Consider the following 21,486-nt stretch of genomic DNA (forward strand, 5'->3'; position numbering starts at 1 on the left):
AGTTTATTTTCCTGCTGGTGCCGGTGCGGCAGACACGGAAGCAGCGCTGGCTGCGGTGGACGTCGCTGCGATCGCTCCGGCCGATGCCACCATCTGCACTTTCTGGCCGTCTTTTAGTGTGGACAACGGATTACTGATCACCTGATCGCCATTGTTCAAGCCGCTACGCACGGCATAGTCGCCGCGACGGGCATCACGCTGACCGATGACGACAGAAACCTTATGCAGCACGCCGTCCTTGATCCGCCAGGCATAGGCTTTATCGCCATCACGGATCAGCGCGGAACCGGGAATCATCAGGGTTTCGGCAGAAGCGGCCTCAATCATTCCTTCTGCAAACAAACCGGAAACCCTTGGCTGGACGCTGCCTTCCGCAAAGTTCACCAATACCTCCACCTGCCGGGTAGTGGCATTCGCTGCCAGATCAACCCGTTTCACCTTTCCGCTGAATTCCTGGTTAGCGTAACCGTTGATCCTGAACCGTACTGTCTGTCCGATTTTGACGCTGGTCACTTTATCGGCAGAGACCAGCCCCTCAAAACGCATGCTGGCAGGATCAATGACTTTCACCAGTTCCTTCCCGATCTGGGCCGTGTCTCCAGCAGAAACCTTGCGTTCACTGACGACGCCATCAAATGGCGCCCGCACTTCGGTGCGCTGCAATTGCTGACGCGCCTGAACGGTGCGAGCCTTTGCTGCGACCAGATCGCTTTGCGTGTTATTCCGGCGGATTTCAGCATCTTCCAGCTGCTGCGTCGAAGCCATACCGGAAGCACGCAGAGTTTTCAGGCGCTGCATCTGACGTTCCGCCTGATCGTAGGTCTGCAACGCGGCACGTTCGGCTTCCAGTGCAGAATTCAGACTATCCTTGATCGAGGTGTCATCCAGCCGGACCAGTAAATCACCGCGCCTGACGGCTTCCCCGTTTTCCTTCAATACCTGCAGCACGACCGATGAAATTTCGGAACGCAGGTCTGCCTTGCGTTCCGGCTGAATCGAGCCATTGATGACCGGGCCGGAAGCCAGTGCATTGCTGCTGACCATCGACAAATCTTCCTTGGTGATCATGAGCGGTTTTTCTGCTGCCGCCGAAGTTTTGGCCTGATCAGCCGTTTTTTTATTGCAGCCACTCATGGCAAGTGCCATGCATACTATGATTAAACTGAGTCGCAACATAGACAATCTCCGGATAGCTCGATTCTGGGAAGGTCGCTCCGACATTAAAAACTGACAAAAGTTGCAGATGGCTTTTATTTGCCTGCTTTCAGGTCAGTTTGTTAATGGGAGCAGACCATAGCCGGTCAGTATCCATGACGTCGAAAGCAATTGTCAATCAGACATTTTATTTTTCGTGTGTGGCGCCACCCTTGCAATTCCGATGCAAGTCCGTTAGTCTCCGCCCTCCTTTGCTTTTCCGTATTCTGTTGTGTCAGCATCCATTCAAGTAAGCTCCCGCGCAAGCGAGCACTCTCCCTCACGTCCAACGGCACTGATCGCGACCGACGTCTTCGGCCATACTCCTGCAATCGACAGCCTGGCCAGACAGCTGGCTGTGGACGCGACAATTATTTCGCCGTTTGCCGATCCTGCCCGGCCATTCCGTTCCGAGCAGGAGGCTTATGAGGCATTTATCGCTGGTGGAGGGATCGCCCGCTATACAGAAAAAATCGCCCATGTCCTGGAACAGGCTGCGATACCGTTTCAGTTAGCGCTGGGTTTCAGCGCAGGCGCCAGTGCATTGTGGCTGTCCGTCGCAGAAAGCCCGGAAAACAACGTCAATCCAAACATTTCCTGCATACGCAATGCCGTGTTGTTTTATGGCTCCCGCATCCGCGAATACCGCATGTTGCGACCGACCTGTCCGGTGCGCCTGATTTTTGCCGAACAGGAGGCCGCATTTGAACCGGCGGGACTGGTACAGGATTTACGTCAACGCGGACACGCTGCAGAAATTCACTCCGATAGCAAGCACGGCTTCATGAATGCGTATTCCCGCGGATACTGCGTTCAATCCTATACCCGTTATCTGGGTGAGTTGTCCGCCATGTTGCATCCATCCATGTACCATACGGCCTGACCCGCAGCGTTGCACAGCACCATCACAATAAAGGCGCCGGATTTGAGTAAACAGACCACCCTCACTTATACTCTGCTCCGCGTGACACAATCACCGCCCCATGTCTGCGGCGGCCAAACCGGCCAGCGCAGGCAATTTGTAATTGCACGACCCGTTTTGACTTTTCTTATTAACATTTTTTGCAGACCGATGATTCAGCCTTATCCGGCGTTGTGAATCACTGTTGCTGCGCGGAGCCATAAGCATGACCGCTTTCGTATTCAATGAAATTAATTTTGACAACCATGAACAGGTTGTCTTCGCCTCAGAAGCCAAATCCGGCTTAAAAGCCATCATCGCCGTACACAATACCCAACTCGGCCCGGCCATGGGCGGCTGCCGTATGTGGAATTACTCCAGCGAAGCCGAAGCAGTGCGCGACGTATTGCGCCTGTCACGCGGTATGACATATAAAAACGCAGTTGCCGGACTGCCCATCGGTGGCGGCAAGAGCGTGATTATCGGAAACCCGAAAACGGATAAAACACCTGCGCTGTTCGAAGCACTGGGCGAAGCGCTGGAACGTCTGGGCGGCCGCTACGTCACCGCCGAAGATGTCGGCACCAGTCCCGCCGATATGGCAAACGTTGCGCTGAAAACAAACTATGTGGCAGGACTGGGAGATCGCGGCGACCCGTCTCCATTCACCGCACTAGGCTGTTTTGTCGGTGCGCAGGCGGCAGTACGGCATCAATTCGGACGTGACAGCTTCGACGGCCTGACTGTTGCGCTGCAAGGTCTGGGACATGTCGGCTACGATTATGCGCGTCGTCTGCAAGAAGCTGGCGCCAGACTGATTGTGTCAGACATCGATCAGGCGGCACTGGCACGCGCGCAGGCGGAGCTGGGCGCCGAAGTCGTCGCCACCGACGCCATTTACGATGTGCAGGCAGACATCTATGCGCCCTGCGCGCTGGGTGCTACTGTAAACCCTGAAACGCTGTCGCGCCTGAAAGCAAAAATCATTGCCGGTGCTGCCAATAATCAGCTCGCCACACCGGAAATGGGCATCGCCTGCCGTGAAAAAGGCATCCTCTACGCACCGGATTTTGTGATTAACGCCGGCGGCATCATCAAGGTATGTTACGAATACCTGAATACGCCGGAAACTGGTCTGGACGCCCATGTACGCCGCATCGGCGAGACCTTATCTGAAGTATTCGTACAAGCGGATGCCGACCGGTTGCCAACCAGCGTAGTGGCCGACCGCATTGCCGAAGCGCGGTTCAAAAAATAATCCCCGCCTTCTGTGGTCCTGCTCAGGCCGTCCGGTATCCGGGCGGCCTTTTTTATTTCCATTGCCAGCAATTTCACAGCATGGCTGTTGCCCGATGGTATTCGGCATCCAGAATTCAGTAGTATTTTTTATTCAACTTGTTATGATATTCGCTTCAGCCAGTATCAGCAGGCACTCTGTAAAGGATCCGTGATGGGTATGGTATTTTGTCGTGGTTGTGGAAAAGAAATTCACGAAACAGCGTTGAATTGCCCGCATTGCGGCGCACAGCAAACAGGACCGAAGCAGCAGACAAGCAGCAATAAACGCATCCTGCCTGCCGCACTACTCTGTTTCTTCGTGGGCTTTCTCGGCATTCACCGCTTTTACGTCGGTAAAATCGGCACCGGCATCTTGCAACTATTGACTTTCGGCGGACTCGGTATCTGGGCGCTGATTGATTTCATCATGATCGTAGCCGGCAGCTTCACGGATAGTGAGGGCAATACCATCAATCTCTGGACCTGATCACGGCAGCAACTTACCGGCGCGATTTTTCTGAGCCGGCTCCGGCGTACTCCGTTTTGTTCCGGTTTTTTTCTGCAAATCCCTCGCACGCCTTTCCGGATGCCGCGATGACTTCCAGCATGGGCAAACGCTGGCTTTTCATCTGAAACATCCGGCAGCCATGCATAAAACCGGCATCATGCGTGATGTAGTAATGTCTGCACCGCAGACAGTTCTGCTGAGAGGATAGAGACTGGGAAGCGTTGTTCATCTCAATCCTCTGCCTGATCCGGTATCTGCCATACCTGACTGAACGCCATCAGCAAGCCTTCGCCCAACAATAGCGGTGTCTGGGGCCATCCGTGGTCGTCCAGTGCCAGCCGGGTCCCGGTCATCAAGGCTTCGGAGCGCAGCAGCCGCTCCAGATTTTGCGGCAACGTCTCGCTTGCTGTCGCACATGCGCTGGCATCATACGAATGTGCTTTCCGACATACCGCCGGACGCCAGGCATAAATACTGCACTTTTCGTCATGCAGCAACGGGCATGCCGTCTCCTTCTGCTCCGCGGCAGCAGCCTGCTGCAAACGTGCATAGGTCTGCCGGGCCAGATCCGGTTCATGCAGAGTCATCTGTCCGGCAATGAAAGCCGCTTCTGCCTGGGTGATTTCCACCCTCTGCCGGCGGCAGCAATGGCTGCATCCGGCAGCGCACGCCACCTGCCTGCCGTCGAATTTCTGCTGGCTGATCTGGTCAATATTTTGATGCAGCTGTTGCATCATCTGCTGCGGCGTCACCGACGCGACCGTCAGCCTGCGTCCCTGAGTGTTGCGCACCAGCGTAATCGCCTGCAAAAAACTCTGCTGTTCCTGCTCGCTCAGCGCATCGACCGTCATCGTATATCCATATTGTCCGGCATTCCGGACAATATCCTTCCCTGAGTGTGTTTTCCGGCATTGACCATATGTTGCACGTCCAGTCGCTGCTGCCAGTGCTGATAGACCAGCAGGGCCACATGGGCATCATTGGCTGCATACAAAATCTGCTTTTCCGTCAGTGGATGCTGCGCCCAGTTCGACGTGGAGATTTTTTTTGATTTGGACAACTGCATCCCGAAAAATTTGGCCACTGCCGTTTTGGCGCCCATATCGGCATGCTTGTTTTCGCGTAATGCTTTTGCCAGGTCCAGTACCGGCGCAGTGAGAATGCCCAGCTTGTCTTTCAGGCTTTTCAGATCATCACTCAATCCGAACCCTGCCTTCAGAACGTGGCTGGCTTCCAAAATCTGCTTCAGCACAGTATGTTGCCGCTCACTGAGCGCAGGACCTTGCACCGGAAATAAAAAAACCTGTTGTTCGGTCGCCAGCTGGATCAGATGCGGTCCGTTGTGGCGCTGCCCTTTCTGAAATACAGGCCGGGTCTCGGTATCAAAGCCCAGCACCGGCACGGACATCAGTTGCTCGCACACCTGTTCCGCCATTGTGTCATGCAGCACCAGCGTGACATTCTGAATGGCGATTCCGGGATATGCCGGCAACGAAGGAGCCGGCTCGTGATTAATTTCCTGATTCATTCTTTCTGGTCTGATGTGCGGCCTGCCGGATCACTCATTTTATCTTTCCGTCATCGGTGACAACCGGTTCCGGCGGTACAGTTTCCCCGTGCAGATCCTGACGCCGCCGACGCTGCGCCTGCGGAACATCCGGCGAGATCATCACGACCTGACCGTCTTTCAGCGAAATAGCCAGTTTATCCAGTCCATCATGCCGGAAATGATAAACGGTCGCATCGCTGACGGCACAGGACTGCTGCAGGCTGGCATCTACCAACTGCTGCGATAATTCCTGAATACCGGCAATCTGCCACAGCAGTCTGGTCATGATATTTTCACCGGATATCGAATGAGATAATTTTCAAAAGCCGCCGCATCCATCGGTTTGGCAAAATAATAACCTTGCACCTGATGGCAATGCATCTCTTTCAGTAACTGTATTTGCTCAATTTTCTCCACCCCTTCTGCCACGACGTTCAACCCCAGACTCAGTCCCATCGCGACGATGGCGCTCGCAATCGCGGCATCGTCCGGATTCACATGAATATCATTGATGAAGGATTTATCGATTTTCAATTCATCAATCGGAAAACGGCGCAAATAAGACAAACTGGAATAACCTGTTCCAAAATCATCCAGCGAAATCGATAAACCCAGTTTTTTCAGAGAACGTAATGCGGACAACGTGCTGCTGACATCCTGCATCACCATGCTTTCGGTCAACTCCAGCGTCAGCTGGTGCGGATCAGCGCCAGAATCCTGAATGATCCTGGCAATACGTTCCGATAAATCGTCCTGCCTGAACTGGCGCGAAGACATATTGACGGCAATCTTCAGCAGCGGTAAGCCGTGATTGCGCCAGATCACCTGCTGGCGACAGGCTTCATTCAACACCCACTCTCCCAACGGCAGGATCAGTCCGGTCTCTTCTGCCAGCGGAATAAATTCAACAGGCTGTATCAGGCCAATCTGCGGATGATGCCAGCGAACCAGTGCCTCGGCGCCAATCACGGTATGCGTCACCAGATCAATCTTCGGCTGGTAATGCAGACTGAATTCACCCCGCTCCAGCCCGCGCCGCATCGCACCTTCCATGTTCAGGCGGCTGATGGCGGTCACGCCCATCTCTGGCACAAACTGACGTGCGCTGTTACGCCCGTGTTCCTTGACCCGGTACATCGCAATGTCGGCATAACGCAGCAGAATTTCGCCATGATCGCCATCGCGCGGATAGACCGAAATGCCGATACTGGCGGTCACAAACACTTCCGCGCCATTGATCAGCATTGGCCGCGCCAGGGAATCCCGCACTTTTTCAGCAATCGCATCCACATCTCCGCTCTCAGGCAGATCCGTCAGCACAATCACGAACTCGTCACCACCCAGGCGTGCTACGGTGTCTGTATCACGCACACACAGATTCAGGCGTTGCGCGACCTGTTTCAGCATCTCGTCACCGGCACCATGACCGGAAGCATCATTGATCAGTTTGAAGTGATCCAGATCAAGCAGCATCAGGCCGACATGCAGCTCCTGCCGCTTGGCCCATGCAATGGCTTGCGTAATACGATCGTTCAGCAGACTGCGGTTGGCCAGACCGGTCAGGCTGTCATGGGTAGCGTGATATTCCAGTTCTTTCTGGTAATTGACCCGCTCACTGACATCGTTGATGACGCTGACAAAATGCGTGGTGATGGCGCCGGCGGCATCCTTGACCGGCGAAATGTGCAGTTCATTCCAGAATTGCGAACCATCTTTGCGGTAATTGCGCAGCAGGGCACGCCCCTCGCGCTTTTCCCGCAATGCAGAACGAATTTCTTCCAGATCCGGCTGCGCCATGTCTTCCCGCACCAGAAAGCGGCCTTCGCGTCCGATCACTTCTTCGGCACGGTAACCGGTAATGCGCTCAAACGCAGGATTGACGTAGACGATAGAATGATCGTGATCATCGCTGCGCGTGATCATGATGCCATTGCTGCTCGATACCAGCGCCTGCTCCCGCAGCAGCAAAGCCTGCTCCACTTCCCTGATCTGAAACTGGTCGTCGTTGATAATCTGGCGCACCGCAATCAGATGCGTGACCCGTCCATGCTCATCGCACAACGGACTGACTACCTGCCGCTCCCAATAACAATGTCCCGCTTTATGGCGGGTCTGGATATCGCCATGCCAGTGTTCGCCGGGTTGCAGAGCGGTAAATGCCGCACGGTGCTGCAAATCGTCCGGAAAGCCGTTATCCCATAACACGCATTTGCTTTCCAACTCAGCCAGCGTGAATCCGGACTGGCGGGTATACGCCTGATTACAATACTCCAGTTCGCCCAGTGCATTGGTAATCAGGATAGAAAACGGGCTTTGCTGCACCGACAGTGCCAGCAGTTCCAGATCATTCTGCAAATCCCGATGACCCGGCATCCCCAACTGCGCCAGAATAGCGTCAGCGAGTTCCCGAAAAAAACGGCCCAATACCTGATGCAAGGGATGAACATCGGTAAAGTGTTCGGGTGCACGCGCATGCAATGTCAAACGCCTCTGCGGTGCTATCAGTTCGCTGACCATCAGGTCGTGCATACTGTCGGCAGCCCCTGTGTACGGTTCAGCCTGCTCCGGCATTCCGGCGGTGAAAGTATAAGTCTCAGTCTGCCCTTGCTGCTCCAGCAGAATATCCGCCTGTAAATACCCCGCCCGCTGCACCAGAATCCGGCAAAAATCCTGCAACATGGCAGGCAGCGCATGAGGCGACCACAGACAGTGCGTCAACTCCCCCAGTAATAAATACCAATGTTCCAGCCGTTGCGACTCTGCATCCAGAGAATCCACCTGCCCGATTGTGCCCATCTGTGGTGCCACTCCTCGTCTGGTCATGAAATTGGTCAAAGGATTTTTATACCTTGTATAAAAAATTGGCGCAATAGAAACATTATCAATCCGTATCTAAACGGCAAGCAAACTTGTTTCGCATTGCAGCAAAGTCCTGGTTTATGTCAGATTTACCAGCATTTCTAGGTTAAAATCGAAGGTTTGGCAAACATTTTTCTCCCGCTCCTTCCGGGGCGCACAAGGCAGACAGCACGATGCTCACATTTCAACAAATCATCCTGACATTACAAGATTACTGGGACAAACAGGGTTGCGCCCTGTTGCAGCCTTACGATATGGAAGTGGGCGCAGGGACATCGCACACCGGTACCTTTCTGCGCGCCATCGGCCCGGAACCCTGGCGTGCCGCTTATGTGCAACCTTCGCGCCGTCCAAAAGACGGCCGTTACGGCGAAAACCCTAACCGCCTGCAACACTACTACCAATATCAGGTGGTGTTAAAACCGGCACCAGAAAATATTCTCGACCTCTATCTCGGCTCGCTGAAGGCGCTGGGGCTCGATTTGCAGCAGAACGATATCCGCTTTGTCGAGGATGACTGGGAAAACCCGACGCTGGGTGCCTGGGGCCTGGGCTGGGAAGTCTGGCTCAATGGGATGGAAGTCACGCAGTTTACGTATTTCCAGCAAGTCGGCGGCCTCGACTGCAAACCAATTCTGGGCGAAATCACTTACGGTATCGAACGTCTGGCGATGTATCTGCAAGGCGTCGAAAATGTGTACGATCTGGTTTGGACCGAACGCGAAGAAAACGGAAAAACCGTACGTCTTTCCTACGGCGACGTGTTTGCCACATTTTTTTGAGTTCTTCTACCGTAATTTTGCTAAGGAATTTGTTTTTCGGATTCACCACTACGGTCAAGGCGTCAAATGCAATAGGCAACTCCATGTACTTAATGCCGTTCTTGGCACATTCTTCCATCTCTTTTTTGAGAATGGGGCGAGATGCGTCAGAGATATCGGTTTCACCTTTACAGAACTTCTTAAAGCCACCACCAGTTCCAGCAATGCCGATGGTGACTTTGACTGCACCTTTCTTACTAGCTTGATAATCGTCGGCAACGGCTTCGGTAATGGGGAAAACTGTGCTTGAGCCATCAATTTTAATAAAGGTTTGGGCATTTACTGGAATGGACAAGCCTGCAGTCAGCGTTAACAGAACAACGGAAGGCAGGTAATCAAAACGGAGGTTTTTCATGGATTTTCCTTGGTTGGCGGGGCTAAAACTGAAATAAATACACTTTCTTCAATCGTTGCTTCAGTATTGCCAGCGTGCGGTATTCATCTTGTCTATAGGCATTGAGTTGCTCAGATAGACCAGTTCAATCATTTGCTCGGCAATACGGTCACTTGTCGTTGAGATGTTGCGCAAGTCGTTGGTGCTATTTGTCATCGAGACCAACGCTGTTTCATAGAACAACCATTGACCTCGGGCGACTTCGACGCGGGCTTTGAGTTGCTTATCAGATTCAGCTTCTGCGGTTAGTAAATCCAGGCCATTTTTGAATTCAATTCGAGATTGATTAAGATCCACCTGCAAGCCTTGCTTGGACACCATCGACTTGTCTAGCGATCTGAGCAGTATGATTTTTGCCATACGTTGAGCCAGTGAAGCCTGCCTGAGTGCCAGGGCAGCCAGGCGAGAACTGCCTTCGCTAGATTCTGCTTCGAGCGAAAACGATAAAAAATTCAACTTATTTAGTAAATCCTCGTTCACGTCATACATCACACTGGCATTAGCCGCTGTTAGTTTGGGCAGGCTATCTACTTGATCTGTTAGCGCAGAATTGGCTCTCGTCAATGCTTTCGCTGTTTTGGCGGACTTGTCGTTGAGCCCATTCAATTCTTGGCGCATGCGACTAATAGAGGCAATTGATCGATCAAGCTCTCTTCGTGCTTGATCACCCAAAATTCCTAAGGCAATCTGCAAACTAAGCTTATAGCTGCGCTCAGATTCGATCCGACAGATACCCGCTGTAAGCAGACTGCCACCTGTATTCGCTATAGGGGGCTTAGAAAAAGCCGCGCGCGAATCGATACACAACATCAAAGAAATGACTGCGACAAATTTAATGTTAAGAATGGGGGGCATGGTTACGCTCAATCAATTTATATCGTTAAAAAGATATGCTTTTACATTACTGCAATTCAATAACTATGGAATTGATTGTAAGGATTTAGCGTGACATCTTCATTACAGACAAAACTATGTGGTGATACACCGCAATGCATCACCCACAGGCCCATATTTTTTCTTGCTAAGAAGTGGTTATCGAAACACTTACCGCAATGATGGCATCCAGAACGCACTGAAGTTTCTGATAGTCATAGGACTCGACATGACCATTCTGACTCAGGAAGTCTTTTTTATACTTGTCTTTATGTTCCAGCGCACCTTGATAGACACCCAGTGCTTCATTGTAATTACTCCAGCGTACGCAAGCATTTTCTGGCAAATCAAGGTAACACTCGATTGCGGCACCACACCCATTGATATCATCAAAATGTGGCCCCTGTGGCCCAATAGTGAGAAAACGGTTGAATGCCTCCAGATCGGGCAATTTCATCATTTTCATATTACCGGGAAGCGCCAGAGCATTACACTTCTTCATGCTGGCAACGCCTTCTGCATCGTTGTCAAAGATGAATACAACATTGTTTTGAATGCGGATGCTGACCAGGCCCTTCACAAAGTTCACCAGATTACCTGTGCCCGAAAATGGATAACCGTCCGCCATATCGACGAAACGAAAAAATTCGCTGATGTTCGGGCGTAAAACATCAAAAGCATGCCTTAGTATTTTTGCATCGGAACTACCCTCAGTGACAAGCAGGTATGCTGCATGCTCGCTTATCCCCGCTTGAATATGGTCGCGCTCTACCCACCCGCCTTTTACGACATCATTAAAGAACCAAATGACTGGCAAATCCAAATTCACAGGATTTTCTGCAAAAATCCTCAGTAATGTGTATGGGTCAAAATTCCTAATCAGTGCATATAAATCCCAATGGTTGGTTTCAACATCATGCGGGACTTGCACCGTTCGTACGGTCTGTAGAATTTCTAAAGGGCTAACTATGTCATCATTAAATTCTTCGGAATACCTACTGCTCAATTTACTGACGTCGATTCCCTGAAGAATTTCCAATACCTGGTCGAAGGTGAAAGGCAATGGGTCCGCAAACGAGTAGGGATTAGGTCGTTCAAATTCGCGGCGTGCTCGTTCAAGCGTATGCCCTAAAAGTTCCAATCGCTCCAAGACCAATCTTAATGGACGTTCGTAATGCTCTTCGGGTGTTGTTTCCTCATGGAGTGGGGAAACAACTAAATCTTGTGCCTGAAATAATTCACTATGATAAGAAATAAATTCGTTCTTACTTTCCGTGATCGAAAATGGTCCAAGATTAAGTCCAGAATATGATCCCATGTTGATAGTTTTTCGTTAATACGTTGAATCAAAATTTGATATTACCAACTATTCTGCGTATCCGATTAGGACATTGCAAAAATGTACATCGGCAATCATGAATTTAATAACGCCTCCAAGTTTGATCACGATCAAGCTCATATTCATGCTGTCAATTTAATTTTATAATTCAACTAATATGGAAGTATGGTATTTTAAAAAAGATGCAGTTTTTTCTTTGACAGGAGTTTTTTATGACGACAATACAAGTATTTGACCCCGCACTTTGTTGTAGTACCGGTGTTTGTGGTGTCGAGATTGATCAGCAACTAGTCAATTTTTCTGCTGATGCCGATTGGTTGAAATCGCAAGGTGGTGTTATTGAGCGATTTAACTTAGCGCAGCAGCCGATGGCGTTTGCTGAGAACGTCACTGTAAAAGGATTTTTAGAGCGATCTGGACAGGAGGGGTTGCCGTTAATACTGGTCAACGGTGAAATCGCATTGACAGGACGCTATCCTAAGCGTGCGGAGCTGGCGCGCTGGGCCGGTGTCAGCATTCTTCCCGTCGTCGGTGCGTCACCCACTAATTCTTCGTGCTGCGGTGGTGGTAAGAGCTGTTAAGTGTAAATCGGTTGGATGAATGTGTTGGCGCACAGGTCAACGTAAGTCTGTGATTTGTAAATTTGTAATTAATTTAGATCAAAGGAATTCCGTGCTTTTTCTGACAAAACCTCCAAAATTCTTATTTTTCACCGGCAAAGGTGGAGTTGGCAAAACTTCGCTGGCATGTGCGACGGCGATTAATTTGGCCGATCAAAAGCAAAGAGTGTTGATCGTTAGTACCGACCCGGCTTCCAATGTAGGTCAGGTATTTGGCATCCAGATTGGAAATACCATCACACCTGTGCCTGATGTCGCATATCTGTCTGCCATGGAGATCGACCCGCAAGCCGCTGCGCAGGTGTATCGAAATCGCATTGTCGAACCAGTACGAGGGGTACTGCCTGACGCTGTTGTCAAAAGCATAGAAGAACAACTATCTGGTGCATGTACGACAGAGATCGCTGCTTTTGATGAATTCACTGATTTGCTGACTAATCCTTCTATATTAAAAGACTTTGACCATATCATTTTTGATACGGCTCCCACTGGCCATACGATACGTATGCTGCAACTCCCCGGCGCCTGGTCGGGCTTTCTTGAAGAAGGTAAAGGTGACGCATCCTGTCTCGGCCCACTGGCTGGATTAGAGAAACAGCGCGAGCAATATCACGCTGCAGTTGATGCATTGTCTGACCCACTACGCACACGTATGGTGTTGGTTGCCCGTGCACAAAGCGCGACCTTACGAGAGGCTGCGCGTACCCATGAAGAGTTGGCAGATATAGGATTCAAACATCAGTATCTGGTTATCAATGGTGTCTTACCTGACAGCGAAGTTAAAGAAGATATTCTTGCCGCAGCTGTCTGGAAGCGAGAGCAAGCAGCATTATCTGCTATGCCGACGATACTAAGTGGTGCCCCGACTGATTATGTGCCTTTGCAAGCATTTAACCTTGTAGGCTTGCCTGCCTTACGTGCCTTACTCACACCAGAAAATTTGGGCGATAAGAGTATTGAAACACCTTCAGTAGAAATTCCAGCAGTGCCCAGTTTATCCAATCTGGTCGGTAGTCTGGTTGGAAGTGGTCACGGCCTGATTATGACTATGGGCAAAGGCGGCGTAGGTAAAACTACCGTTGCTGCAGCCATTGCGGTAGAGCTGGCTAATCTTGGTCACCTCGTACATTTGACGACTTCAGACCCAGCTGCCCATTTGATTGAGACACTGGACGGCACCCTGGAGAATTTGACGGTCAGTCGCATTGACCCACTTGTCGAGACAGAACGCTATCGTGACGAAGTCATGAAAAGCAAAGATAAAAATCTGGATGAACAAGGCCGGGCCTTACTGGAAGAAGACTTACGTTCACCTTGTACAGAAGAGATCGCCGTATTCCAAGCTTTCTCACGCATTATTCGTGAAGCCGGTAAGAAATTTGTAGTCATGGATACGGCACCTACCGGCCACACCTTGCTCCTACTTGATGCCACGGGAGCCTACCACAGGGAAATTGAACGGCAGATGGCCAATACTAGCGTTCACTTCACAACGCCTATGATGCAACTGCAGGATCCAAGCCAAACCAAGGTCGTCATCATTACTCTGGCAGAAACAACTCCCGTGCTGGAAGCGGCTGGTTTGCAAGAAGACCTCCGTCGCGCAGGTATTGAGCCATGGGCGTGGATCATCAATAACAGTCTTGCCATGGCAAACCCTCAATCAAATTTATTACGCCAACGGGCACGTAATGAACTGGCTCAGATTAATGATGTCGCAACCAAATATGCACCACGTTGGGCGGTAATTCCCTTGCAAGCAGAGGAACCTGTCGGTCTTGAGCGATTAAAGAAATTGTTGCATAACGCCAAATAAAATATCAAAGGTAATTCTCTGAAGAGAGACCAAAATCATGTCTCAAAATAAAGTAAAAATGACCTTTCATATCGAGTCTGTTCGCATTGACGAAAATGGTAGCTTAGCACGTTGCAAAAATGCTGAAATTCCGCTTGATACGAATCTTGCAGGCAATCCAAATGCCTTTAATCCCGCTGAATTACTTCTGGCGGCACTGTCCGCTTGCATGATTAAAGGCATAGAGCGAGTAGTTCCAATCCTAAAATTTAACTTGCGTGGGGTTGACGTCATTATCGACGGTGTGCGACAAGATGTTCCGCCGAAATTGGAATCCGTTCGATACGAAATTATCGTCGACACGGATGAATCCGATCATCGGCTCGACTTGCTGCATGAGAATGTCAAAAAATATGGGACAGTTTTTAATACTGTGGCACCCGGCACCGATTTAAAGGGGACGTTACGTCGTCGCTGAAACTGCGACGACGTAACGTCGAGATATTTCAACGCAAAAATTCCAGTTTTTGAGTCATACCTGTGCTGACGTGCACCGAATATTGACCAGATGGGAATGCGGACAGCACCAATCAACGCGAGAAAATAGATATCGACATGGACTCAATTCAGCGAGGCTGTAATGACAGATAGTGTACCGGCAAATCAAACCGGCGTAGTGAGTACAGCAACGTCCACGGAAACTCATCTCAATGAAGGAGCAGAGTCCGTTCAACGGTTAAACGCAGAATGTTTTTGCGTCAGTCTTGATCAGAACGCTTTATCGCATGCACTGGAATCTGAAATTGCTGAGCACGATTTAGTGGAGCTGATACAGCAACGTTGTCCGCATCTGTTTTCTGCTCGCCCGGTGTTTCTCTCGCAGGTCCATGCACTACGCATGCACAATCTCATACGCGCCATAGAGAGCGTCGTTGCGCTACCGGCGTACCGCGAATTCGTATTGGCGGACGCACCGGAGACGGCACGGCATCCGCCGCCCGGTCAACAAAGTGTTTTCTTCGGTTACGACTTTCATGTGAATCAGAGTGGTTTCGGTTTGATTGAGGTGAATACCAATGCCGGCGGCGCGATGCTCAATGCCGTACTGGCGCGCGCGCAGCGCGCATGCTGTGCGGCTGTACAAGATCTGGTGCCGCCGCCGTCATTTGCGCAGGCTTTCGAGGAGCGCATCGTTGAAATGTTCAGGCAAGAATGGGCGAACTGCGGTCATACGCGACCTTTGGCAAGTATCGCGATTGTGGATCAATATCCGGCACAACAATACCTGTATCCGGAATTTCTGTTATTCGAGCGCTTGTTCAAGCGTTACGGGATACGGGCGATCATTGCCGACCCCTCGGCCCTGCAACTCAACGATGGAAAATTATCGTGCAGCGGGATGGCGATTGATCTGGTCTACAACCGGCTGACCGATTTTTACTTGGAACTACCGGAAAGTCGCGTTTTACGCGAGGCCTGCCTGCAAGACGCCGCAGTAATCACACCACACCCGCAAGCCCATGCCTTGTATGCCGATAAGCGTAATCTGGCCATATTCAGCGACAAGCAAATGTTAGCCGCGTTGGGCGTCCCTGAAGACGTGCAGAAGATACTGCTTGCCAGCATTCCGCACACTGAATTGGTAACGCCAGAGAATGCGGATCGCTTGTGGAGCGAGAGGAAACGTCTGTTCTTTAAGCCGGCGGCTGGTTTTGGAAGCCGTGCAGCCTATCGCGGCGACAAGCTGACACTGCGCGTTTGGCAAGAGATTTTATCGGGACAATACGTCGCGCAAGCGCTGGTCATGCCGGGCGAGCGGATCATTTCGGAAGAGGATCCAGCGCAAACCCTGAAATTCGATTTGCGGGCGTACGCCTACGACGGCAAAGTGCAATGGATAGCCGCACGTTTATATCAAGGGCAAACGACCAATTTCCGCACGCCAGGCGGAGGTTTCGCGCCGGTTTATGTGGGACCGTTTTAACGTGATGCTCGTAGCCGATAACCGGCGACAGATAAGCAAAACTTATTTTCGATGTGATAGGAAGATGTAACCGATCAAAACGTCATTCGTGTTCGGCACATGATCGCGGGCGTGTCGGGAATCAAATTCGCACGCCGGAAATATAGGGCTAGGAGAAATAATCGTTTTACCATTCTTATTAGTGAGCATCCTCAACAATTGAATGGTTGCATCTTCTTGTATTCCGCGTTTGATACCAGTAATAATTTCGTTGACTTGCTCATCGGATTCAATCAGTCCGATCATAAATCCGACTTCAGTTTCCTTGGCGTAGATACCGTTGACCTGTGCGGCTCCCGCAGTCGCTATTCTATAAGCGCAACAGATTTCACCTGCACCCACACCGGTTGACCGGAAACTATACCGAGCAATGCCGCTGCTCGCCTGGTCAGGCGCGACAGTAATACGACGTTTCCTACCCGTACGCGCACCAGCGCGATACCAGGATGATCGTCATCGGCGATCGCATCAACATGTCCTTGCAGGATATTTTGGATACTGCTTTTCCCCGGTGGTTCAACGGCAAGACTCACGTCTCGTGCCAACACCCGCACTCGCACCCGGCGACCGATCGATAGTCCCTGATCTCTGACCCAGAGGCTGCTGCCGGCAAACTCGACTCTTGCCAAACACCATTCCGTATCCACCTGGACAATTTTGGCATCAAGAACCGTTCCCGCTTCCTCCCCCAAGCGAACAGGTTGATCGAGGCGCGGCAGTGTGTCGGCTAACGAGCCGCAAACCAAAACATGTCCACTTTCCATCGCAACCAGATAATCAGCCAGTCTCGCCACTTCTTCAGGTGAGTGGCTGACATAGAGTATAGGAATGTTCAGCTCATCACGCAGGCGCTCAAGATAAGGCAATATTTCTTGTTTGCGTTTCAAATCGAGTGCGGCCAAGGGTTCGTCCATCAGCAGTATGCGTGGACTGACGGCCAATGCACGTGCAATGCCCACACGACTTCGCTCGCCTCCGGACAATCGATCAGGTTTGCGATCAAGCAGATGAGCGATACCCAACAATTCGATTGCCTGCTCCAGACTGACCCTTTGTACATCTGACATGCGCCGTCTGCCATAGCGCAGATTACCCATCACGGTAAGGTGCGCAAACAAACTCGCCTCTTGAAACACATAGCCGAGCGGACGCTTGTAAGTAGGTAGCCAGTGGCGTTCGTCTTGCCAGACCTCACCGTCAACAACCAGATATCCTGCCAGAGCCTTTTCCAGCCCGGCAATACACCGCAGCAGGGTCGTCTTGCCGGAACCCGATGGGCCGTACAAGGCGGTTACGCCACGGTGCGGCAAATTCAGGTCGACATCAAGCTTAAATCCCGGCCAGTCGAGGCGAAAACGCGCTTGAATTTCGCTCACGTCATGCTCCTTTCTTCATGGGATTGGATCGCCAGGAATACAGGCACAACAGAACAACGAAAGAAAAAATTAACATCACAGCCGCCAGGCGGTGCGCTTGCATGTACTCCATGGCTTCTACATGATCGTAGATTTGCACTGAGACTACTCGCGTAACGCCAGGGAGATTGCCGCCAATCATCAACACCACTCCAAACTCGCCAATCGTGTGGGTAAAAGTCAAAATCGAGGCGCTCAAAAAGCCCGGTAAAGCGAGTGGCACCGCCACTGTGAAAAAAGCATCCAACGGTGAGGCCCGTAATGTTGCTGCGACCTCCAGCGGACGCTCGCCCACGGCCTCAAACGCCGTTTGCAGTGGCTGCACCATAAAAGGTAAAGAATAAAACACTGAGGCGAAGACCAACCCCCAGAACGTGAATGGCAAGGATCCGATCCCTAGCCATTGCGTCAGATGTCCGACTGGGCCATTCGGCCCCATCGTCAGCAGCAGATAAAAGCCCAGTACCGAAGGCGGCAGAACCAACGGAAGCGCTACTATTGCGCCGATTGGCCCTTTCCAGCAAGCTTTGCTGCGAGCCAACCACCAGGCGATCGGCGTCCCCAACAGCAGCAGAATCAGCGTCACGATGCCGGCAAGCCGAACGGTTAGCCACATGGCTTGCAAGTCACTGTCCGTCAGGAGCATGAATGTTCCTTTTGTCGTTGCGCGTGCTGAAATGTCTTAATGGCTGAAATCAGCAGAATCACGCCAAGAATACCCATCATCCAATGTGTGGAGACCAGATCCAACAACATGCCACCCAATGTCGCTCCCAGGATTGAACCTGCGGCCATCCAGCATAACAACTGGCGCTCTTGCCGCAGTACGACAAAGGCATCTGAACTGGAATAGCGTACAAAGCCGACGATCATGGTGGGCAAACTCACTACCAATGAAAGGCTACCCGCCAGCTTAATGTCGACGCCGTAAAGTAGCACGATGGTGGGAATCAGCAGCTCGCCGCCGGCGACTCCTAGCAGCGCAGCTACCATGCCGATGCAGAAACCGGCAATCAGCCCAACGACCCATCGCATGGCACCAGAATCAATAAGTGGCGCAGCACCTTCAAGGCCAAACCAGGCTTCCGACAGCATTACCAGCGCTAAGCCCGTTAGCATGAGCATGATGATGCGGTCGAGCCATCTACGCGGCATGGTGATAGCGTGTCCAGCCGCCCACCACGCACCGGCAAGACTGCCAGCTAGCAAATTCAAAGCCACATCCCGATGAGAGACCAATTGCTCCAGCGGAATTACGTTGATCCGAGACCCCAATGCAGCGACCACGACAAGCAAACTCATGGCTTTGTTAAGGATGATCGCATCCAAAGTGCCCAGCTTGAACAAGCTCACCAGAACCGGCAAACGGAATTCAGCACCACCCAAACCGATCAATCCGCCAAGGGCGCCAATCAGGGAGCCGGCAACAAAGCCCTGACTGCTGCGGCGATGCGTAGTCATGGCACCTCCTTACTTGCTGGCGACATCACCCGGCAGTACGAAACCGTATTTCGTCATGACGGCGCGAGCTGGCTTACTACCCATATAGTCGGCAAACTTCTTAGCTAGCCCATTGCCTGCCGCTCGCTTCGTGACGACAAAGCCTTGTTCCAGTGGCGCATGCAGTTTGTCGGGAATCAACCAATAGCCACCCTTGTTCGCCAATTCGGGATTGACCGCCAGCGAGAGTGCAACGATACCGACCTGAGCATTGCCGGTTTGTACAAACTGGGCGGTCTGAGCGATGTTCTCGCCATACACCAGCTTGGGCGCAAGCTTGTCCCACAGACCGGCCGCACGCAAGGCCTCTTCGGCACGCCTGCCGTAAGGGGCATGTTTCGGGTTCGCAATGGCGATACGGGTGATCTTCGGATCGCTGAGGCTGTCCAGGTTCATCTTGGTTGCATCGTGACTGGCGCTCCATAGAACGATGCGGCCGACCGCGTAAGGCATCACATCGGAAGCCGCCAAACCATTCTTGAACAATTCACGGGCAAACCCGATATCCGCCGAAAAGAACAGATCGTAAGGGGCGCCTTGTTGGATTTGTGTATTGAAATTACCGGATGAGCCGTAGACCACATCTAACTCATCAGCCGGATTCGTTTTCTTGAAGGTGGTGACGATTTCGTCCATCGCAAACTTCAGATCGGCCGCTGCCGCAATGGTGATTTTCTCGGCATGAGCCGACAGAGAAAGAAGAAGAGCGCAAATAAACAGCACGGGCTTAGACAGATTCATAAAAAGGACTCTCTTTTTAAATAGATAATCAACAGGAAAGCACTACATCAAACTTCCGTTGCGTCTCTTATTTCGTTTGGTCAAAAATGACATAACGAAGAGCATAAAGCATTTTATTCATCGAGAACATAATAAAAATCAAGGAAATCTAATCTGCTAACGCGCGCATCGCTTCAAGTTCTGCCGTTGCCTCGGCATTGAGGCGCTGCTCAAGCGCGTCATAACAAGTAATGAGTTCCCGCCCCAACGGGGTCAGCAAAGCTCCGCCACCGCCTTTACCTCCGCTGGCTGTTTCAATCACGGGTCGGCCAAAGCCTTCATTGAGAGAGACAATCAGCAACCACGCCCGTTTGTAAGGAACTCCTAGCACGCGTGCGGCGGCGGCAATGGAGCGCGTTTCGCCTATCTGTCTCAATAGATCGATTTTGCCAGGGCCAATAGCAATACCATCGCCAATATAAATGCGAGGGCGAACCAAAATGGCGAGGGATTTAGTCGTAGAAGTTTTCATGTGAACTAAGCGATCGCAGACTGAGCGATAGCGCTCTCGACCTTATTGTAAAGTTCAAACGCGCAACTTGGTCTCGATTTTGTAAAACCCAATGATTCATAAAACAAATGTGCTTCAGCACGATGTACACCTGAGCCAAGTCGCGCACGTGAAAATCCGATAGCAAATATCCATGCTACGGCATGTTGCACAAGAGCGCGACCAATACCGGATCGTTGATGGCTGACTTTTACAACGAGCGTTAATATTTCTCCATAACCATCACTGTCAACTCGACGAATACCTTTGACGTGGCAAAATCCAACGATCTCATTGGCCATTTCAGCGACGAATAGGTAATCACTTACCCCTACTGGAATCGAGAAAAATCGCTCTCTGATCGTCGCGGCACTCGCTACGTATCCGAGGGCTGGCATTAGACCTGAAACGGATTCGGCATCGTTTTCAGTCATTGGCCTGATATTTAATGGATTTTTCATGAGAACGAATTAGATTGTCAGCAAGATTAAGGGTAAATTATAAGTCACGACTTTTTAGTTATTGATGACCGCTAACGCTGACCCAGTGTTATGCCATGCAAAGCTAAGTGGAAATACACCTTAAACAAACTAAATATTGCAGGTTATGCGAGGTCGTCTTTGTTTTCAATTTTCAATGCACCAGTTGCAGGTGAGGCCGACAAACTGGCCTCAATTTTGTGCTGAGCAAATGGATCAATGGCATCCACGTAGCGCATCGCACTTTGTACACTTTTCCAGCCAACGTATTCCATCAATGTTTTGATATCCCAGCCATTNCACCAAAACGAGGTCGAACAATCGACGTTCAATTTTGAATATTCCAATACTGATTTTCTGTTTTCCCTGTTCAACAATTACGAAGCAGAGGCTAAGCGCCTGCTGGAAGTGACAGAAAAATCACTCGCCCTGCCTGCTTACGAAATGATCCTGAAAGCCGCACACACCTTCAATCTGCTGGATGCGCGTGGTGCGATTTCCGTCACCGAGCGCGCAGCCTACATCGGCCGCATCCGCAATCTGTCACGCGCAGTCGCAGCAGCTTACTACGCGGCACGTGAAGCACTGGGCTTCCCGATGTGCGCGGCGAATGACATGCACAAGCCAGCCCCAGCGGTCAAGAACACAGACGCCGCCTGATCGGCATC

General features: G+C 51.2%; 22 protein-coding genes and 3 pseudogenes. 9 read left to right on the top strand and 16 right to left on the bottom strand.

The genetic code is table 11. The annotated features are described in order from the left end of the window. Positions 1 to 3: 3 nt before the first annotated feature. Positions 4 to 1,146 carry an efflux RND transporter periplasmic adaptor subunit gene (locus HV832_RS06105; RefSeq protein WP_317889308.1) on the bottom strand — a complete coding sequence of 381 codons (1,143 nt, stop codon included), beginning with the start codon at positions 1,144 to 1,146 and terminating at the stop codon, positions 4 to 6. A gap of 280 nt (positions 1,147 to 1,426) precedes the next feature. Between HV832_RS06105 and HV832_RS06110 the strand changes: the two genes are divergently transcribed. The 3 genes from HV832_RS06110 to HV832_RS06120 all read left to right on the top strand — a co-directional run bounded on the left by HV832_RS06110 (position 1,427) and on the right by HV832_RS06120 (position 3,860). Continuing rightward, a complete protein-coding gene (locus HV832_RS06110; RefSeq protein WP_176802673.1) occupies positions 1,427 to 2,077 on the top strand; it encodes a dienelactone hydrolase family protein in 651 nt (216 codons plus the stop codon). 244 nt (positions 2,078 to 2,321) lie between these two features. Then, on the top strand, positions 2,322 to 3,353 hold the full coding sequence (locus HV832_RS06115; RefSeq protein ID WP_176802674.1) for a Leu/Phe/Val dehydrogenase: 1,032 nt from the start codon (positions 2,322 to 2,324) through the stop codon (positions 3,351 to 3,353). A 192-nt stretch (positions 3,354 to 3,545) separates the two neighbouring features. Then, positions 3,546 to 3,860 carry a TM2 domain-containing protein gene (locus tag HV832_RS06120; RefSeq protein ID WP_176802675.1) on the top strand — a complete coding sequence of 105 codons (315 nt, stop codon included), beginning with the start codon at positions 3,546 to 3,548 and terminating at the stop codon, positions 3,858 to 3,860. A 251-nt stretch (positions 3,861 to 4,111) separates the two neighbouring features. On the opposite strand, the gene HV832_RS06125 is transcribed toward HV832_RS06120, so the two are convergent. Genes HV832_RS06125 through HV832_RS06140 form a run of 4 tightly spaced genes read right to left on the bottom strand, consistent with a single transcriptional unit; the run spans position 4,112 to position 8,253 of the window. Beyond that, entirely contained in the window at positions 4,112 to 4,732 is a 621-nt protein-coding gene (locus HV832_RS06125; RefSeq protein WP_176802676.1) for a YkgJ family cysteine cluster protein, read from the bottom strand. After that, positions 4,729 to 5,409 carry a 3'-5' exonuclease gene (locus tag HV832_RS06130; protein WP_176802677.1) on the bottom strand — a complete coding sequence of 227 codons (681 nt, stop codon included), beginning with the start codon at positions 5,407 to 5,409 and terminating at the stop codon, positions 4,729 to 4,731. Before HV832_RS06130 ends, HV832_RS06125 begins: the two co-directional genes overlap by 4 nt. Before the next feature lie 34 nt (positions 5,410 to 5,443). Continuing rightward, the gene (locus HV832_RS06135; RefSeq protein WP_176802678.1) at positions 5,444 to 5,716 is read right to left on the bottom strand and encodes a hypothetical protein; all 273 of its coding nucleotides are present in this window, start codon (positions 5,714 to 5,716) and stop codon (positions 5,444 to 5,446) included. Beyond that, positions 5,713 to 8,253 (bottom strand): putative bifunctional diguanylate cyclase/phosphodiesterase, encoded by a 2,541-nt coding sequence (locus tag HV832_RS06140; protein ID WP_176802679.1) that lies wholly within the window; start codon positions 8,251 to 8,253, stop codon positions 5,713 to 5,715. The genes HV832_RS06135 and HV832_RS06140 overlap by 4 nt, the downstream gene beginning before the upstream one ends. A 209-nt stretch (positions 8,254 to 8,462) precedes the next feature. Between HV832_RS06140 and HV832_RS06145 the strand changes: the two are divergent. Next, a pseudogene (locus tag HV832_RS06145) lies at positions 8,463 to 9,056 on the top strand (glycine--tRNA ligase subunit alpha); the annotation flags it as partial. A 58-nt stretch (positions 9,057 to 9,114) separates the two neighbouring features. On the opposite strand, the pseudogene HV832_RS06150 reads toward HV832_RS06145, so the two are convergent. From HV832_RS06150 to HV832_RS06160, 3 genes and pseudogenes are all read right to left on the bottom strand, one after another. Next, positions 9,115 to 9,465 (bottom strand): annotated as a pseudogene (locus HV832_RS06150) (substrate-binding domain-containing protein); the annotation flags it as partial. A 60-nt stretch (positions 9,466 to 9,525) separates the two neighbouring features. After that, the gene (locus HV832_RS06155) at positions 9,526 to 10,359 is read right to left on the bottom strand and encodes a hypothetical protein (protein ID WP_176802680.1); all 834 of its coding nucleotides are present in this window, start codon (positions 10,357 to 10,359) and stop codon (positions 9,526 to 9,528) included. A 166-nt stretch (positions 10,360 to 10,525) separates the two neighbouring features. Next, the gene (locus HV832_RS06160; protein WP_176802681.1) at positions 10,526 to 11,695 is read right to left on the bottom strand and encodes a HEPN/Toprim-associated domain-containing protein; all 1,170 of its coding nucleotides are present in this window, start codon (positions 11,693 to 11,695) and stop codon (positions 10,526 to 10,528) included. 233 nt (positions 11,696 to 11,928) lie between these two features. Here HV832_RS06160 and arsD point away from each other — a divergent pair, with 233 nt between their 5' ends. The 4 genes from arsD to HV832_RS06180 all read left to right on the top strand — a co-directional run bounded on the left by arsD (position 11,929) and on the right by HV832_RS06180 (position 16,115). After that, on the top strand, positions 11,929 to 12,297 hold the full coding sequence (gene arsD / locus HV832_RS06165; protein ID WP_176802682.1) for an arsenite efflux transporter metallochaperone ArsD: 369 nt from the start codon (positions 11,929 to 11,931) through the stop codon (positions 12,295 to 12,297). 91 nt (positions 12,298 to 12,388) lie between these two features. Continuing rightward, a complete protein-coding gene (arsA, locus tag HV832_RS06170; RefSeq protein WP_317889347.1) occupies positions 12,389 to 14,152 on the top strand; it encodes an arsenical pump-driving ATPase in 1,764 nt (587 codons plus the stop codon). Between the two features lie 37 nt (positions 14,153 to 14,189). Then, complete coding sequence (locus HV832_RS06175; RefSeq protein ID WP_176802684.1) at positions 14,190 to 14,609, top strand: OsmC family protein; 420 nt, start codon at positions 14,190 to 14,192, stop codon at positions 14,607 to 14,609. 420 nt (positions 14,610 to 15,029) lie between these two features. Further along, positions 15,030 to 16,115, top strand: coding sequence for a hypothetical protein (locus HV832_RS06180; RefSeq protein ID WP_218131972.1), 1,086 nt, complete (start codon positions 15,030 to 15,032; stop codon positions 16,113 to 16,115). A 42-nt stretch (positions 16,116 to 16,157) separates the two neighbouring features. Here HV832_RS06180 and HV832_RS06185 read toward each other — a convergent pair whose 3' ends face one another. The 8 genes from HV832_RS06185 to HV832_RS17235 form a co-directional block, all read right to left on the bottom strand. Further along, the gene (locus tag HV832_RS06185; RefSeq protein WP_176802686.1) at positions 16,158 to 16,496 is read right to left on the bottom strand and encodes a hypothetical protein; all 339 of its coding nucleotides are present in this window, start codon (positions 16,494 to 16,496) and stop codon (positions 16,158 to 16,160) included. Next, positions 16,460 to 17,530 carry a molybdenum ABC transporter ATP-binding protein gene (modC, locus tag HV832_RS06190; RefSeq protein ID WP_176802687.1) on the bottom strand — a complete coding sequence of 357 codons (1,071 nt, stop codon included), beginning with the start codon at positions 17,528 to 17,530 and terminating at the stop codon, positions 16,460 to 16,462. The genes HV832_RS06185 and modC overlap by 37 nt, the downstream gene beginning before the upstream one ends. Position 17,531: 1 nt before the next feature. Continuing rightward, positions 17,532 to 18,215 carry a molybdate ABC transporter permease subunit gene (modB, locus tag HV832_RS06195; RefSeq protein WP_176802688.1) on the bottom strand — a complete coding sequence of 228 codons (684 nt, stop codon included), beginning with the start codon at positions 18,213 to 18,215 and terminating at the stop codon, positions 17,532 to 17,534. Further along, entirely contained in the window at positions 18,206 to 19,030 is an 825-nt protein-coding gene (locus HV832_RS06200) for a sulfite exporter TauE/SafE family protein (protein WP_176802689.1), read from the bottom strand. Before HV832_RS06200 ends, modB begins: the two co-directional genes overlap by 10 nt. Positions 19,031 to 19,039: 9 nt before the next feature. Continuing rightward, positions 19,040 to 19,810 (bottom strand): molybdate ABC transporter substrate-binding protein, encoded by a 771-nt coding sequence (modA, locus tag HV832_RS06205; RefSeq protein ID WP_176802690.1) that lies wholly within the window; start codon positions 19,808 to 19,810, stop codon positions 19,040 to 19,042. 148 nt (positions 19,811 to 19,958) lie between these two features. Continuing rightward, entirely contained in the window at positions 19,959 to 20,321 is a 363-nt protein-coding gene (locus HV832_RS06210) for a winged helix-turn-helix domain-containing protein (RefSeq protein WP_176802691.1), read from the bottom strand. 5 nt (positions 20,322 to 20,326) lie between these two features. Further along, positions 20,327 to 20,800 (bottom strand): GNAT family N-acetyltransferase, encoded by a 474-nt coding sequence (locus HV832_RS06215; protein ID WP_176802692.1) that lies wholly within the window; start codon positions 20,798 to 20,800, stop codon positions 20,327 to 20,329. A gap of 143 nt (positions 20,801 to 20,943) precedes the next feature. Then, on the bottom strand, positions 20,944 to 21,093 hold the full coding sequence (locus tag HV832_RS17235) for a hypothetical protein (protein ID WP_244954599.1): 150 nt from the start codon (positions 21,091 to 21,093) through the stop codon (positions 20,944 to 20,946). Between the two features lie 25 nt (positions 21,094 to 21,118). Between HV832_RS17235 and HV832_RS06225 the strand changes: the two are divergent. Further along, positions 21,119 to 21,478, top strand: a pseudogene (locus HV832_RS06225) (glycine--tRNA ligase subunit alpha); the annotation flags it as partial. Positions 21,479 to 21,486 lie beyond the last annotated feature (8 nt).

Origin of the sequence: Cognatundibacterium oligocarboniphilum (assembly GCF_013377855.1) — a bacterium.
Classification (GTDB): Bacteria; Pseudomonadota; Gammaproteobacteria; order Burkholderiales; family Burkholderiaceae_D; genus Undibacterium; species Undibacterium oligocarboniphilum.

Excerpts from the sequence above, each read along its gene's own strand:
- modA (WP_176802690.1), bottom strand. The coding sequence starts at position 19,810 with ATGAATCTGTCTAAGCCCGTGCTGTTTATTTGCGCTCTTCTTCTTTCT.
- HV832_RS06115 (WP_176802674.1), top strand. The coding sequence starts at position 2,322 with ATGACCGCTTTCGTATTCAATGAAATTAATTTTGACAACCATGAACAG.
- HV832_RS06120 (WP_176802675.1), top strand. The coding sequence starts at position 3,546 with ATGGGTATGGTATTTTGTCGTGGTTGTGGAAAAGAAATTCACGAAACA.
- HV832_RS17235 (WP_244954599.1), bottom strand. The coding sequence starts at position 21,093 with ATGGAATACGTTGGCTGGAAAAGTGTACAAAGTGCGATGCGCTACGTG.
- HV832_RS06200 (WP_176802689.1), bottom strand. The coding sequence starts at position 19,030 with ATGACTACGCATCGCCGCAGCAGTCAGGGCTTTGTTGCCGGCTCCCTG.
- HV832_RS06135 (WP_176802678.1), bottom strand. The coding sequence starts at position 5,716 with ATGACCAGACTGCTGTGGCAGATTGCCGGTATTCAGGAATTATCGCAG.
- HV832_RS06105 (WP_317889308.1), bottom strand. The coding sequence starts at position 1,146 with ATGGCACTTGCCATGAGTGGCTGCAATAAAAAAACGGCTGATCAGGCC.
- HV832_RS06175 (WP_176802684.1), top strand. The coding sequence starts at position 14,190 with ATGTCTCAAAATAAAGTAAAAATGACCTTTCATATCGAGTCTGTTCGC.
- HV832_RS06215 (WP_176802692.1), bottom strand. The coding sequence starts at position 20,800 with ATGAAAAATCCATTAAATATCAGGCCAATGACTGAAAACGATGCCGAA.
- HV832_RS06160 (WP_176802681.1), bottom strand. The coding sequence starts at position 11,695 with ATGGGATCATATTCTGGACTTAATCTTGGACCATTTTCGATCACGGAA.
- arsD (WP_176802682.1), top strand. The coding sequence starts at position 11,929 with ATGACGACAATACAAGTATTTGACCCCGCACTTTGTTGTAGTACCGGT.
- HV832_RS06180 (WP_218131972.1), top strand. The coding sequence starts at position 15,030 with ATGCACAATCTCATACGCGCCATAGAGAGCGTCGTTGCGCTACCGGCG.
- HV832_RS06140 (WP_176802679.1), bottom strand. The coding sequence starts at position 8,253 with ATGACCAGACGAGGAGTGGCACCACAGATGGGCACAATCGGGCAGGTG.
- HV832_RS06210 (WP_176802691.1), bottom strand. The coding sequence starts at position 20,321 with ATGAAAACTTCTACGACTAAATCCCTCGCCATTTTGGTTCGCCCTCGC.
- HV832_RS06125 (WP_176802676.1), bottom strand. The coding sequence starts at position 4,732 with ATGACGGTCGATGCGCTGAGCGAGCAGGAACAGCAGAGTTTTTTGCAG.
- HV832_RS06130 (WP_176802677.1), bottom strand. The coding sequence starts at position 5,409 with ATGAATCAGGAAATTAATCACGAGCCGGCTCCTTCGTTGCCGGCATAT.
- modB (WP_176802688.1), bottom strand. The coding sequence starts at position 18,215 with ATGCTCCTGACGGACAGTGACTTGCAAGCCATGTGGCTAACCGTTCGG.
- HV832_RS06155 (WP_176802680.1), bottom strand. The coding sequence starts at position 10,359 with ATGCCCCCCATTCTTAACATTAAATTTGTCGCAGTCATTTCTTTGATG.